Annotated in this window: 15 protein-coding genes; 13 read left to right on the top strand and 2 right to left on the bottom strand. The window is 43.7% G+C overall.

The annotated features are described in order from the left end of the window. Positions 1-2,256, top strand: a complete 2,256-nt coding sequence (locus DOE51_RS10010; RefSeq protein WP_142696425.1) for a bifunctional alpha,alpha-trehalose-phosphate synthase (UDP-forming)/trehalose-phosphatase — start codon at positions 1-3, stop codon at positions 2,254-2,256. After that, positions 2,228-3,370, top strand: a complete 1,143-nt coding sequence (locus tag DOE51_RS10005; protein ID WP_142696424.1) for a mechanosensitive ion channel family protein — start codon at positions 2,228-2,230, stop codon at positions 3,368-3,370. The genes DOE51_RS10010 and DOE51_RS10005 overlap by 29 nt, the downstream gene beginning before the upstream one ends. A gap of 38 nt (positions 3,371-3,408) precedes the next feature. Here DOE51_RS10005 and DOE51_RS10000 read toward each other — a convergent pair whose 3' ends face one another. Both DOE51_RS10000 and DOE51_RS09995 read right to left on the bottom strand, forming a co-directional pair. Further along, a complete protein-coding gene (locus tag DOE51_RS10000) occupies positions 3,409-4,719 on the bottom strand; it encodes a hypothetical protein (protein WP_142696423.1) in 1,311 nt (436 codons plus the stop codon). A 201-nt stretch (positions 4,720-4,920) separates the two neighbouring features. Next, positions 4,921-5,976 (bottom strand): rhodanese domain-containing protein, encoded by a 1,056-nt coding sequence (locus DOE51_RS09995; protein WP_142696422.1) that lies wholly within the window; start codon positions 5,974-5,976, stop codon positions 4,921-4,923. A gap of 236 nt (positions 5,977-6,212) precedes the next feature. Between DOE51_RS09995 and DOE51_RS09990 the strand changes: the two genes are divergently transcribed. From DOE51_RS09990 to DOE51_RS09940, 11 genes are all read left to right on the top strand, one after another. Then, positions 6,213-7,820, top strand: coding sequence for a peptide chain release factor 3 (locus DOE51_RS09990; RefSeq protein WP_142696421.1), 1,608 nt, complete (start codon positions 6,213-6,215; stop codon positions 7,818-7,820). Positions 7,821-7,833: 13 nt separating this feature from the next. Then, positions 7,834-8,757, top strand: a complete 924-nt coding sequence (locus DOE51_RS09985; protein ID WP_246845027.1) for an ABC transporter ATP-binding protein — start codon at positions 7,834-7,836, stop codon at positions 8,755-8,757. Next, complete coding sequence (locus DOE51_RS09980; protein WP_142696419.1) at positions 8,757-9,530, top strand: ABC transporter permease; 774 nt, start codon at positions 8,757-8,759, stop codon at positions 9,528-9,530. The genes DOE51_RS09985 and DOE51_RS09980 overlap by 1 nt, the downstream gene beginning before the upstream one ends. Beyond that, a complete protein-coding gene (locus DOE51_RS09975) occupies positions 9,524-10,021 on the top strand; it encodes an LEA type 2 family protein (protein ID WP_142696418.1) in 498 nt (165 codons plus the stop codon). Before DOE51_RS09980 ends, DOE51_RS09975 begins: the two co-directional genes overlap by 7 nt. Positions 10,022-10,039: 18 nt before the next feature. Then, entirely contained in the window at positions 10,040-10,294 is a 255-nt protein-coding gene (locus DOE51_RS09970) for a hypothetical protein (protein ID WP_142696417.1), read from the top strand. A gap of 155 nt (positions 10,295-10,449) precedes the next feature. Then, the gene (gene ffh / locus DOE51_RS09965) at positions 10,450-11,781 is read left to right on the top strand and encodes a signal recognition particle protein (RefSeq protein WP_142696416.1); all 1,332 of its coding nucleotides are present in this window, start codon (positions 10,450-10,452) and stop codon (positions 11,779-11,781) included. Between the two features lie 68 nt (positions 11,782-11,849). After that, positions 11,850-12,098 (top strand): 30S ribosomal protein S16, encoded by a 249-nt coding sequence (rpsP, locus tag DOE51_RS09960; protein WP_142696415.1) that lies wholly within the window; start codon positions 11,850-11,852, stop codon positions 12,096-12,098. An 80-nt stretch (positions 12,099-12,178) separates the two neighbouring features. Next, the gene (locus tag DOE51_RS09955; RefSeq protein ID WP_041875527.1) at positions 12,179-12,418 is read left to right on the top strand and encodes a KH domain-containing protein; all 240 of its coding nucleotides are present in this window, start codon (positions 12,179-12,181) and stop codon (positions 12,416-12,418) included. Positions 12,419-12,674: 256 nt separating this feature from the next. Beyond that, positions 12,675-13,190 (top strand): ribosome maturation factor RimM, encoded by a 516-nt coding sequence (gene rimM / locus DOE51_RS09950; protein WP_142696414.1) that lies wholly within the window; start codon positions 12,675-12,677, stop codon positions 13,188-13,190. Beyond that, complete coding sequence (trmD, locus tag DOE51_RS09945; RefSeq protein ID WP_142696413.1) at positions 13,190-14,017, top strand: tRNA (guanosine(37)-N1)-methyltransferase TrmD; 828 nt, start codon at positions 13,190-13,192, stop codon at positions 14,015-14,017. Before rimM ends, trmD begins: the two co-directional genes overlap by 1 nt. Further along, complete coding sequence (locus DOE51_RS09940) at positions 14,010-14,588, top strand: RNA methyltransferase (protein ID WP_142696412.1); 579 nt, start codon at positions 14,010-14,012, stop codon at positions 14,586-14,588. Before trmD ends, DOE51_RS09940 begins: the two co-directional genes overlap by 8 nt. Positions 14,589-14,610 lie beyond the last annotated feature (22 nt).

Raw genomic sequence — 14,610 nt, 5'->3', positions numbered from 1 at the left:
ATGCCACAAAAGCCGAAAAGAATCTTTATTAGTAATAGACTGCCGTTTAGCATTGACGTCAACGGCGAACTAAAAAGAGGAAGCGGAGGGTTGGTATCAGCACTGCTGGGAGTAAGTCTTGATGAGCCCTTTGCATGGCTTGGTTTCGAGACAGATGAAAAAGTCGCAAAAGTACTTGAGGAAAAAGACAAGGATGTTCATCCGCAAATGGAATTGCATCCAGTTCTGCTTTCAAAAGAGCTGTACACTAAATACTACGACGGTTTTGCGAATGATATTATCTGGCCTTTGTTTCACTATGAGGCACATCTAGCAAATTTTAATCGCAACAATTGGGAAGCCTATAAAAAAGCCAACCAAAAAATGGCCGAAGCGATTGCAAAAGTCGCAAATCCCGGTGACACCGTGTGGATTCATGACTTTCATTTTTTACTTTTGCCACAAATGTTGCGGCAATTAATTTCGCAGGTAAAAATTGGCTTCTTCTTGCATATTCCATTTCCGGCAGCTGAGTTGTTTAGACAACTTCCAGTGCGCGAAGAAATTCTGCGCGGTCTTATTCAAAGTGATCTGATCGGTTTTCATGAGCACTCTTATCTGCGCCAATTCATAGTGAGTCTTACAACCACATTAGGCATTGATTCTTCCTTTTTTCGTGCAGAGATCGACGGACATACCGCACATCTTGGAGTATTTCCGATCAGTATCGAAACCGATTTATTAAAAGAAAAAGCCAGTTCTGCGGCCGTTTTAGAAAAAGTCGAAAGTTATAAAGCGATGAGTACCGTGCCGTTCACGATTCTTGGAATTGATCGTTTGGATTACACCAAAGGTCTTGAATTAAAATTGCGCGGTTTTCAACAGGCGTTAAGAAAATATCCAGATTTGGTTTCGCAGGTTTCCTTGTTGCAGGTTGCGGTTCCTACACGTGAAAAAGTTCCTGCGTATATGAAAATAAAAAAAGAGGTCGAACAGTTGGTCGGCGCAATTAACGGAGAATTTGGCAAGCCCGATTACAATCCGGTTCATTATATTTTCAATTCCGTCAATGAAACAGAATTATTGGCATTGTATCGAAAAGCCAATGCGGCACTTATAACAAGTAAACGTGATGGGATGAATTTGGTCGCCATGGAATACGTCGTATCTCAAGATCTTGCGACACCTGGTTCATTGATATTAAGTGAATTTGCAGGGGCCGCCTCGTTGTTAAGTGATGCATTGATTATCAATCCATGGGATGTCGATGCTATCGCAGATGCGATCTATAAAGCATTTAAGATGAGTTATGATGAGCGCTTTGAAAGAATGGCGCACCTTCAAGACATTCTGTCGCGTTATTCTTCGACAAAATGGGCTGAAGGCTTTCTTTCAGATCTTGAGCGCATTCAAATTAAAAATACCAAACGGGGAGCTCAGGAGTTGGTTCCAAAAATCAGCAGTTGGCCGACACGTTTGCTTGAGTTCTTACGCAAAGACAAAATTAAAATTGTTTTGGATTACGATGGCACCGTGGTCGCTTTAACCAAACGACCTGAACAAGCAGTGCTGCTATCAGAAACAAAAGATTTGTTGTTAAGTTTGCATGATCATCTGGACGTATTTGTGTTAAGTGGACGTTCGAAAAAATTCCTCGACCTGCAATTTGATCATCTACCGATTGATTTAGCGGCAGAACACGGCGCCTTTTATCGTATTTCTGGTGGAGACTGGCAAAGTCGAATCTCTTCGGATATCAGCTCGTGGTATCCATACGTTGAAAAAGTGATGAACGACTATGCCGGACGAGTGCCGCTGTCGTTTGTAGAAAAGAAAAGTGCAAGTCTAGTGTGGCACTTTAGGCAATCCCCAGAAGACTTCGCAATGTATCAAGCAAAAAAGTTAGATGATGAACTGCAAGTCGGTATGTCGAATGAACCTGTGACGGTCGCAATGGGTTCACGTATCGTTGAAGCGAAAGCCATTGAATGCAACAAAGGAAGCTTCTTGCGCTGGTTGATGCAGAATTCTGATTCCGATACGGCTTACATTTGCATCGGCGATGATCGTACCGATGAAGACATGTTTAAAACTCTTGGCGATAAAGGAATTTCGATCAAAGTCGGTGCCGGAATTTCGAATGCACAATACAGATTATTTTCACAAAAAGATGTCGTGATCTTTTTAGAAGAGCTTTTGAAATATATGGAAAATAAAAACAATCAAGGGACACGCAAAGGAGAGGAAAATGCAGCAATCCGACATAATCCACTTTAGTCCCTTCATCTACAAAGGCAGTCCATTAGAGTGGCTGGTCGCGATCGGCTATGCCATCGTGATTGCGTTGATTGCGAAAGCCATTTTGCGTTTCGTAGGTGGACGTTTGCGCGAAGTCGCAAGAAAAACTGCGTGGAAGTGGGATGATGTTTTGGTGGCGTGTCTGGATAATACCCGCATCTGGGCGCTTTTCATCTGGACCTTGCATCCGCTTGGAAATTTCATCGAAGGCGAAGTTGATCTGCATCGCGCGGTTTATATTGTCTTCGTGGTGCTGACGACCTTGCAGGTGGGAATTTGGGGCAGCTATTCTTTGCGAAGCTGGCAGAAAGATTATCTCTCGGTGAAAGTCAGTCACGATGCCAGTGCGGCTTCTGCCATAAACTTATTGATCACTGCCACGAATGTAGTGTTCTTTGCGGCCCTCTTGATGATTTGCTTAAGCAACTTAGGTGTGAATATTGGGGCGATGCTTGCGGGAATGGGAATTGGCGGTATCGCGATTGCTTTAGCCGCGCAGAATATTCTGGGCGATTTGTTTGGCTCGCTTTCAATTGTTTTAGATAAGCCTTTTGTCGTTGGCGATTATATTGTCGTAGGAAATGACCAGGGGACAGTCGAAAATATCGGAATCAAAACCACGCGCGTGCGCAGCTTAACTGGTGAAGAGCTGATTTTTTCCAATAAAGATCTTTTGGAAAGTCGTGTGAAAAATTTTAAGCGCATGTGGAAAAGACGGGTGTCTCTAAAATTCGGCGTGCCTTTTGAAACGTCCTCGCAGATTTTAAGTCAGATTCCGCAATGGATTAAAGGTTTTATTGAAGAAGAAAAACTCCTGAGCTTCGAGCGCAGTCATTTTTCTGAAATCGGGGCGTCGTCGTTCAATATAGAAACGATCTTCTGGGTCACGGATCCTGACTACAATAAGTACATGGATTTACAGCAAATCTTACTATTTAAAATAATTAATCGTCTGCGTGATGAAAAAGTTAGTATCGCATTGCCTGCACAAGCATTTCAGTTACAGGATTTTGATGAGGATCGCGCGGAACAAACGCAGAAAGTTACGCAAGTTCCTACGGAACGACGTCGTGAAACAGGACCTGCGCATTAGAAATAAAAAAAGCCCTCTGCAGAGAGGGCTTTTCGTTTCTATTGGCTGTCTTGAATGTACTCCAATTTTTTAGCAACGCTTTGCGTGTGATCGCCAATCACGCGGGTTAAAAACACAGTCGCTTTTAATTTTTTATTCCAAAGTGAATCTGAATCTTTGAATTGCAATTGTCCCAGGCGAATAACAGTTTTGACCGAGCCTCGTTGAATCAGCGATGCCGGAATCTCGCCGTCATAAACCAGACGATCTTTAAGCAGCCAACGGACTTCCGTAATTTGCACGTGATAGAAATCATGCACAAGTTCCGGGCGGGGAGTTGGCGCAGTCGCGATGATCTGAGTGGCTTTTCCTGCACCCACTTTGCTTAAACTAATATTTGCGAAGTCAGAAGATTTAAATGCATTTGTAATGCGAAAAACAGTCCCACCGTCGTCAACGGACTTTTCTCCAACGAAAATATCCGATGAATCAAAGTCGAATTGAACCTCACCATTGTGGAGGATTGCTAAAACTCGGCCGGAGTATTTTTTTGGATCTTTGTCGTTGGCCCAGATAATTCGCACTGACTCTTGAATGTTCTTTGTGAACTCTAAGTATTTATCAGCGACTTGTGATCCCGCGGCCAAAAGTTTTGTTGCACCAGATCTGCTAACAAAAAGGTTTTCAGTAAGTTCAGCAGATGATGGTTCTGTCGCGCTCAGTGTGCTGATTGAAATAGCTGCTGAAGAGTACTCCTTTGGTAAAGCGGTATCGGACTTCACCACAAGTAATTGCCCGTAACTGCCGTTTTGCCCTCGCGAACCATTCAGACCATCACGACCTTCTTCGCCATCTCGGCAGTAATGTTGTTCATTTCTGCATGTAGAACCATGGCATGTCTTTACGCTCCAAGTCCCTGTCGTGCAACGACAGCCGCGTTCACCAGCTCGACCACCTAAACCTGCTTTGCCGCCTTTGCCGGCAACTGCGCTGATTTTAATATTTTTCAATTGCTCAATATCAGAATAATAAACTGTGGCATTGCCGCCGTTGCCGCCGCGACCGCCATTGCCTCCTTCGCCGCCATTTGAAGCACTAGCGCCTTGAAGATCTTCTGTGCCTTGTCTCATCGAACAGTTCTTGGCATCTTCACCATCTTGACCGTCGTAGCCGTTGTTGCCATCGGCACCATCAAGATCGAAAGCAGTCGCGTGATTCAGCGTTTGCGCGAAGACTGAAATATTTTGGCCATTAGAACCATTGCGACCGTTATTACCAATCTGTGCGCTAGCACCCGGTGTTCCAAAGGTCGTCGCAAAACTTTGCGATACAAAAAGGGCTGTAGCGATAAATGTGGAACGAATGTACATGAGTAACCTCATCTCATCATAAAATTAAAAAAGCTGTGGACGTGGATTTCATGATGCAAGGCTTGTACCTTCAGAGAAAAGTCAAAATGGCTCTGAAAAATTCACGAAGTAAGAATGAAATTGGAGCGCGAGTGCGCTAAAAAAAAGAAGGCCCAGCAATATGCTAGGCCTTCAACTTTATTTTAAACTGAAGAGGCGTTACTAAGAACGAGTGTTCGTGCTACTAACAGTTTCTGCTTGGCCTTGAGAGTTAATTTGCACCACTTTAGTTTTACTAACTTGGATCGTCGGCAAATTGTCGTCAGTGACACCATTTGCTTTCATTTTTTCAACTTCAAAAGGAACGAGCTGTTTCGCGCCTTTTTTGCCTGGGTGAAGTTTCCACTGATGTGCGCAGTTTTTAGAGCACGTGTCTTTTTTGAATTCTAATTTCGCACAATCAACGCAGATCAACTCTTCGCTGTCGCAACGAGCGCAATCAATTTTAATTTCTGAAGGTTGGCCACAGTGTGGGCACAAACCGTATTTCGTTGAAGGTTGTAGGTTTTGATCAAGAGCCACACGGTGATCGAAAACAAAACATTCGCCTTCGTATTGATCGTTCGGATATTCATTTAAGTAATTGATGATCCCGCCGTCCAATTGGAAAACGTTGTTGTAGCCTTGCTTTTGCAATTCAAGAATACCTTTTTCACAACGAATGCCACCCGTGCAGAAGATCAACATTTTTTTATCTTTCGAAATGCCTTGCGCTTCAATGTATTGCGGGAAGTCTGTGAATTTTTCGATGTTCGGATTCAAAGCACCTTTAAAAGTTCCGATCTTGTACTCGTACCAGTTGCGAGTATCGATCATCACATAATCTTTTTCTTCTTTAAGAACTTTGTTCCACTCTGTTGGTGTCAAATGGTGATTGATGCCTTCTGGCGGCATCATTTCTGGAATCCCAGTTGTTACGATTTCTTCGCGGATTTTTACTTTGAATCTGCGAAATGGAGCTTTTTCAGAATAAGAGTCTTTATAGAATTGATCCGGCTGATTGAAGTATTCGCGCACGAATTGCTTCCACTGTTCGAAAGACTCTTGTGAAGACGCAGAAACGGTTGAGTTGTAGCCTTCGTGACCAAGAATCACGAGACCTTTGACATTCAATTCTTCAGCTTTGTTTTCGAGATCTTTTTGAACTTGTTCAGGGTTCGCAAGTTTCAAGAATTTATAGAAAGTCGTAACATAATGCTTCGTCGCATTAGTATCCATAGAAGGCACCTCAGTTATCCTAGGTTTTTGAGAGTAAAAAGCCCCAAAAACCATCTTGGCTCCAAACCAAGCGGAGTTGAAAGTTATGTATGCGCCTTTTATAAGACCCGAAAGCCCATTCCGCAAGAGCAAAAGCGACCTTTAGCGTTAAATCCAACCCGAGGGGGGTAAAAACTTGCTACCAAGGTGCGGGTTCGCTTAAATACGCTTTTAATAGACAAATTAAAGGCTTAAGCATGCTCGCTACACCGCAAATTCAGAAAGAAATTCAAAGACGCCGCACCTTCGCGATCATCTCGCATCCCGATGCTGGTAAAACAACTCTGACAGAGAAATTGCTTTATCATGGTGGCGTGATTCACGAAACCGGTGAAGTCAAAGGTAAGTCTGGCACGAAGGCAGTGACTTCGGACTGGATGGAACTTGAAAGACAAAAAGGGATTTCGATCACGTCGTCAGTGATGACATTCGACTACAATGATTTGCGTGTGAACTTGCTGGATACTCCGGGCCATAAAGATTTCTCTGAAGATACATACCGTGTCTTGATGGCCGTAGATTCTGCAGCGATGTTGATCGACGTTGCTAAAGGCGTGGAAGAACGTACGAAAAAACTTTACGAAGTTTGTCGCCTTCGTAAAATTCCTATTTTCACTTTCGTAAATAAATTGGACCGTGAAGGTAAAGACCCACTGACGTTGATTGACGAAGTTGAAAAAACTTTGAACATGCAATGTTATCCTGTGACTTGGCCTTTGGGTATTGGTCAGCGTTTCCGTGGTATCTACAATCGTATGACTCAAGAAATTTGGATCTACGATCAACGCCGTGAAGAAGTGGAAGATTATAAAATCATTCCATTCATTAAAGGTAAAGACGACGCGATTCTTTACGATTACTTAGATAAAGAATCAGCAGATCAAGTTCTTGAAGAGCTTGATTTGATCGAAGGTGCCTTGCCGCCATTTGATGTGAACGAATTCTTAAGCGGGCAAATCTCGCCTGTGACATTTGGTTCTGCAAAACAGAACTTCGGTGTGGATACATTCCTGCAATTCTTTACGAAGTATGCGCCAGGTCCGCAACCACGTCATACGAAAGATGATAAAGAGATTGATCCACTTGATGCGAAATTCACAGGCTTCGTATTTAAAATTCAAGCCAATATGGATCGTCGTCACCGTGACCGTATTGCCTTTATTCGTATCTGCTCTGGTAAGTTCGAGCGTGGTATGAAAGTGCAACACTCACGCTTAGAACGTGAATTGCGTCTGTCATATTCTTCACAATTCGTTGCTGCTGACAAAGAAACTGTCGATGAAGCATTTGCAGGCGATATCGTCGGTGTCGGCGATACGGGCAACTTTGCGATTGGTGACTGTGTGGCTTCGTCTGGTAAAGTGCAATTCGAAGACATTCCAAAATTCGCTCCGGAATTGTTCGGTAAATTATCTGTACGAGACGCTTTGAAACGTCAAAAGATGCAAGAGGCATTGAAGCACTTGTCTGAAGAAGGTGCGATTCAATTGTTCATTGATCCGTTGTTAGGCCCGCAAGATCCTATCATCGGCGCGGTCGGTGAACTTCAATTCGAAGTGTTGATGCATCGTCTGCAAGACGAATACAACTTGGAAGTAAAGCTCAATCGCTTGCCATACTCTGTGGCACGTTGGCCAAGAACAGCTGACGGCAAACCAGTGAAAGATCTGAAAGGTGGAGCAAACATCTTCTACGATCTGATCGACAATCCGGTTGTTCTTGTAAATCAAGAATGGGATTTGAACTGGTTGAAGCGTGAAAACCCAGACGTTGAATTCCACACAAGTATTTCGCGCGCTCGTTAATAGGATTTAAATCATGCTGCCTTTAAAGATTGAGAACCTTAAAAAGACCTACCCAAGTGGCCAACAAGCCGTCAAAGGTGTGTCTTTCGATGTAAAACCTGGAGAGATCTTTGGACTCCTGGGACCAAATGGTGCCGGTAAAACCACGATCATTTCGACGATCACAACGCTTGAACAGCCTTCCAGCGGTTCAGTGCAAGTTTTCGATCAAGAAGTGCAGAAGAATCCAAACTACACAAAAAAACAACTCGGCGTTGTTCACCAAGAAGTGATCAATTCAGGTTTTTTTGATGTTGAAGAAATCCTGACTTTCCAATCTGGATACTACGGCATTCGTAACAACAAAGAGCGCATCGAGTTTCTGTTGCATAAGCTTTCTTTGTATGAACATCGCCGCAAAAAAGTAAAACAACTGTCAGGCGGGATGAAGCGCCGTTTGATGATTGCAAAGGCCTTGGTTCATAATCCAAAACTATTGCTTTTGGATGAACCCACAGCCGGTGTCGACATCGGTCTTCGCGAAACGCTGTGGAAGTTCGTGGGCGAGCTGCGTGCAGAAGGCATGTCGATTTTGCTGACAACTCACTATCTTGAAGAAGCAGAGCAGCTGTGCGATCGCATCGCAATCATCAATCAAGGCAATCTAGAGTGTGTGGGGGAGACGAAAGAACTCGTTAAACAATACACGCAAAAGAAAATCCGTCTGACGTTGAGTGCGCCGTTTGCGTTTAAAACAAACTACTTATTTTTCCAAGAAGGTGCTGATTATCTGTTCTTGGTTCCTCCTGGAAAACCAATGGGTGAATTCCTGACGGAACTGCAAATTCCAGTAAACCTTATCAGCGACGTAAAAATCGAAGAGGGTAATTTGGAAGAGGCCTTCATGAAAGTCGTGCAGACTCCATCAACGACAGCAACAGTTCAAGGAGCGAAGTAATGACAGCATTCTGGACTTTGTTTCAAAGAGAAATCGCACGTTTTCTGAAAGTCATCGTGCAAACGGTGATCACGCCTTTTATTTCTTCGTTTCTTTACCTTTTGATTTTCGGTGTTTCGTTGGGTGCAAAGATGCCAAGTCATGAAGGGGTTCCGTATTTGGCATTCTTGATTCCTGGTTTAATGATGATGGGCTTAATGAATAACGCCTTTCAAAACTCATCGTCTTCAATCGTCTCATCGAAATTTTCCGGCGACTTGGAAGATTTGCGAGTGTCACCACTTTCAAATCAAGAGATCATCTGGGCAATGGGACTTGCGGCCTTGGTGCGCGGTTTTGTCGTGTCAGTGATCACGTTCATCGTCGGTTCGGTATTTTGTTATTACCAAATCGGAGAGATTTTAAGCTTGGCTCATCCTATTTACGTATTCTACTTCATCGTTATGGGTGGAATGATCTTTGGTTTGCTAGGCATTTCAGTCGCGTTCTGGGCCACAAGTTTTGACCAATTGTCGGCGTTTTCAGCTTTCATTCTTTTGCCATTAACGTATTTGGGTGGTGTGTTCTTATCGATCGAAAACCTGCACCCTATTTGGCAATTCATTTCGAAATTGAATCCATTGCTTTATTTGATCAATGGCCTTCGTTACGGAGTCGTGGGTGTCAGTGACGTGCCAATGACGATCGCAGTGCCAATCTCTTTAGCGGGCTTTGTGGTGTTTTACGGCATGGCTTTGTTCAGTCTTAAAAAAGGATCGTTCCAAAGATGGTAAGCCGAAGCTCTTCTAAATATTTGATCGCGACGAGTTTGTTATTGCTGATGGTGATCAGCATGACATTGTCGTCGTGCGCATTTTTTAAAGAGCGTTATGGACAAAAACCTGAAGTGAAGCTTGCACAAGTTTATTTGCAAGATGCGAACTTTCAGGCGGCGACTTTGGTTTTTGTTTTGGATGTGAAAAATCCAAATAAAGCAGATCTAAAAATCGATCAGGTCGATTACGAAATTCAATTGGATGGCCAAAGTTTCGCAAAGACGACAATCGATAAACAAATCATTTTAAAATCAGAAGCCACGACAGCAGTTGAAGTCCCAATGCCCTTTGAATACATGCGCCTGGCGGGTGGACTGATTAAAGCTCTGAAAGGCGAAGACGTGGCTTACGTGTTTGCTGGTAAAGCGAAAGTCTCGGGCTTCACGGTGCCATTCAATGAAAAAGGCACGTTCAATATTAAGTCTCTTCAGGAAAAGCATACGAAGTAATATCTGAAAGAGGATGTTATGAAAGAGATCTGGTTTAAACGCAAAAAATACGGTTGGGGTTGGACTCCGGCGAATCTTCGCGGCTGGATCGTGACTTTGCTTTATGTGGCCTTAGCTCTTACGACTTCGCTGGTGGCGCCGATCTCGATGCTGGCTTTTTTTGTTTTGCTTATTGTGTTCACAGCGGTCTTTATTGGGATCTGCTATAAATACGGCGAAACTCCTCGCTGGCAGTGGGGTGGGGATTCCGGCTCGCAAGATAAGAAATTGTAAACCAGCAGTTTTGCCCTAATAAAATCCAATTAAATGAAGCCTGAGGCTTGCGACGCTAAAAGTCATTGCCCCATTCTTTGTCATTCCTTGCCCAATAAGGTAATAAAATCCTTTGCTTGAATACCGACGTGGTCGGCAGTTTTGGGAGTTTGGCGATGTTCGAAAATTTATCAGATAAAATCATGGCAAGCCTTAAGAAGGTTCGTGGTCAAAGCAAGATCACGGAAGCGAATATTGAGGAAGTCATTAAAGAGATTCGCCTGAGTCTTCTTGAAGCTGACGTAAACTTTAAAGTCGTTAAAAACTTCATCGACAAAGTGAAAGCCAAAGCCTTGGGTGCTGACGTTCTTCAAAACGTAAACCCAGGTCAGCAATTCGTAAAAATCGTGCACGATGAATTGGTGCAAACATTAGGCGGTGGTGCCGTTGATATCAACGTGCGCGAAAATCCAAGTGTGATTTTCATGGTCGGTTTGCAGGGTGCTGGTAAAACAACATCGTCTGCGAAGTTGGCTCTTTATATCCGTCAAAAATTAGGAAAAAAGCCGGGCTTGGTTCCTGCCGATATTTATCGTCCAGCGGCGATTGATCAGCTACAAGTTTTGGGTAAGCAAAATAATATTCCAACATATCCAACGCCAGTGGGTATGAAACCAGAACAGATTCTTGAAAACGCTAAACAGTGGGCGCGCGACAACATGGTTGATGTTGTGATCGTGGATACTGCGGGCCGTTTGCAAATCGACGACGAGTTGATGGGCGAACTAGGTCGTTTGAAAGATATCTGGAAGCCACAAGAAATTCTCTTGGTTGCCGATGCGATGTTAGGTCAGCAGTCAGTCAACGTGGCAGAAGGTTTCCATAAACGTTTAGAGCTAACAGGTTTGGTTCTAACAAAAGTCGACGGGGATGCGCGCGGTGGTGCGGCCTTGTCTATTCGTGAAGTCACAGGCATTCCAATTAAGTTCTTGGGTGTTGGTGAGAAGGTGACCGCACTAGAAGTCTTCCATCCGGATCGTCTTGCGGGACGTATCTTGGATATGGGCGACGTTTTGTCTTTAGTTGAAAAAGCTCAAGAAGTGATTGATGAGAAGGCGGCTCGTGACTCTGCTAAGAAGCTCATGAAGAACGAATTCACGTTGGAAGACTTCCTGACTCAGATCCAATCTCTAAAAAAGATGGGTGGCTTCGAATCTATTTTGAAATTTTTGCCTGGCATGGGTGATATTTCGAAACAATTGAAGAACATGGCTCCGCCAGACGCCGAAATGAAAAAGATTGAGGCGATTATTCACTCTATGACGATCCAAGAGCGCCAGAATCATAAGATTTTGAACGCTTCGCGTCGTATGCGTATTGCGAAGGGTAGCGGAACTCAGGTTCAAGACGTTAACAAGCTGATTAAGCAGTTTGAAGACGCTAAAAAGATGATGGGCGGCCTAATGAAAATGGGAATGGGTCGAGGCGGAATGAAGTTCCCATTTTAGAGCTTGATATTTAATCCTGAACACAGTACACACTTGGTCTTACTGTTTTGAACAATGAGGTTTAAGAAATGGCAGTTGTTATTCGTTTGGCTCGTATGGGCTCTAAGCACGATCCTAAATACCGCATCACTGTTGCGGATTCTCGTCGTTATGTAACTGGTAAATTCCTAGATATCTTGGGAACTTACAATCCAACTCCGCGTGGTGCAGACAAGAAAGTTGAACTTGACCTAGTTAAAGTTCAAGACTGGATCAAAAAAGGTGCTCAACCTACAGACCGTGTTAAGCACGTTATTAAGTTGGCCCAAGCTAAATAAGTAGTTGGCATATGAGCGATATTCGATAGAATATCGTTTAGTGGTCCTTTTTGGAGGACCGTTGCTTAACAGGAGTAATTATGGATAGCTTGAAAGACCTCGTTGAGTTCATGGCTAAGTCTCTTGTCGACAAGCCTGAAAAAGTTGAAGTGGATGAAATTCCAGGTCAGCAAACGACGTTGCTTGCTCTTAAGGTTGATAAAGAAGACCTGGGCAAAGTAATTGGTAAGCAAGGTAAGACTGCAGCTGCTATGAGAACTATTATTCGTGCAGCTGGTACAAAGCTCAACAAGCGTTATCACTTAGATATCGTTGAATAGTTTTATATAATTACGCTTATTAAAATTTGATTCTCAAAAGGGGTTGTCTACAAACAACCCCTTTATTTTTCTCAAAGGCTTCATCTTCTCGTTGCTTCGTGATCAGCGTACAAGCCGTTCGCTCTTTCTTCGCGTCCCGACAACGAGATTTGGCCCGTGTGAGGGAGTGTAGTCTGTACATTGCGACAGCAACTCACTTGCGCTGCGGCAAAAGCAATGTGATTAAGAAAGAGATAATTAAAGTAAAGGTTTAAGTATGAAATTAGTAGGTAAAGTAAGAGAAGCGCACGGACTTAAAGGAGATCTTTATGTTGTGATCTTCTCTGGCGACATCACTTGGGCTAAGCGCATGAAGAAATTTGCGCTTCAAGGAAAAGGTGAAGCAGAACTTCAAGAGTTCACTGTAGAGCGCGTGAAGCCTTTTAAAAAAGGTATCATCGTGAAGGCAGCTGAAATCACAGATCGTACCGCGGCTGAAGGTATTGAACACTTCGAATTCTTTATTGAAGACGACTTGTTGGTTTCAAAGCCTGGCGAAACGATCTACTTGTCTGAAATCAAAAACTTCAAATTGAAAAATCCTGAACAAACTGTGTTGGGCGAGATCGTTGATTTCTCTACGAACGGTGTTCAAGACCTTTTGGTGGTTGATGTGAATGGTAAGAAAGTTGAAATTCCATTCGTGGATGCTTTCATCAAGAAAATTGATTTCAAGCACCAAGCTGTTGTTATGGATTTGCCTGAAGGGTTGCTCGACCTCGAGAACGCTTAATGTTGCAAATTGATGTGATCACCCTTTTTCCAGAGATGGTTCAAAGCGCCGCAAGTTTCGGCGTTCTTGGTCAGGCCATCAAGGGTGATCTCTTAAAAGTTTCTTCCCACACTCCACGTGAATTTGCACAAGATCGTCATCGCACTGTCGATGATCGTCCATTCGGTGGTGGCGACGGCATGATCATGCTGGCAGAGCCCCTCGAAAAAACCATTCAGAAAGTGCAACATAAGAATTCCAAGGTGATTTATCTTTCTCCGCAAGGGGATGTTCTGACAGACGCGAAGGCGCGAGCTTTGGCGAAAGAAGAACATCTGGTTTTTATTTGCGGTCGTTACGGCGGAATTGATCAACGTATTATCAACACTTATGTCGACGAAGAGATCTCTGTCGGTGATTACGTTTTATCAGGCGGGGAGTTGGGTGCATTGATCGTGATTGATGCGCTTTCACGCTTCGTTCCTGGGGTTTTAGGCCATAACGAGAGTGCGGATAAGGATAGCTTTTCTGAAGGGCTTTTAGAGCATCCTAATTTCACTCGCCCGCGTGAGTATTTGAATCAGGAAGTTCCCGAAATTTTATTAAGCGGGGATCATAAGAAAATCGCGGATTGGAAATACAAAGTTTCTGCTTTGGTCACGATGGTGAAACGTCCTGATTTATTTCATTCGCATATTGAATTAGAAAATGAAAAATACCGTTCTTTGAAAAAGAAAAAGACGGCAGTTCCATTAATGGAGCTGAAGAAGTTTTGGCTGAATTTATCAGAACGAGATCGTAAGATCTTGGGTCTTGAAGGATTGGTCGAGGAAGATTTTAATGGCTGAAGAAATCTATGTTCCGCGCTTAGCTATCGGTCTTGTGCATCACCCGGTGCGCGATCGCCAGGGTAAGACGGTTGCTACAAATGTCACAAATTTCGATATCCACGACATCGCGAGAGCGGCTCAGGTCTATGGGGTGGAAAGATATTACATCATCCATCCCATGCAGGATCAGCAAATGTTCGTTGAGCGCGTTCTTGATCACTGGAGAGTGGGGCAAGGGGCGAAATACAATCCCATGCGCCGAACAGCATTGGGCCCCGTTTTTACCGCCGACAGCGTTCAAAAGGCCGTAGAAGACTGGAATGTTCCTGAAGCTCTGTTAATTGCGACTTCAGCTCGAAATGAAGGTCTAAAAAAGTACTCTTTTGCTGAGCTGCGACATGAAATGCATGTAGAAAAAAGACCCGTTTTTATGCTATTTGGTACGGGCAACGGTTTGACGGAAGAGCTTTTACAGTCTTGCTCCGGAGTTTTGGAAAGCATCAGAGGGGCTCCCCCTCAGGATTATCGCCATCTCTCAGTGAGATCGGCAGTAAGTATCTGTCTTGACCGCGTAATGGGTCCATGGTAGACCCTTGTTTTACTTTTGAAGA

The sequence above is a fragment of the Bdellovibrio sp. NC01 genome (assembly GCF_006874625.1).
Classification (GTDB): Bacteria; Bdellovibrionota; Bdellovibrionia; order Bdellovibrionales; family Bdellovibrionaceae; genus Bdellovibrio.
Note: the sequence above shows the minus strand (reverse complement) of the source record. Positions and strands in the feature narration are given on the sequence as shown.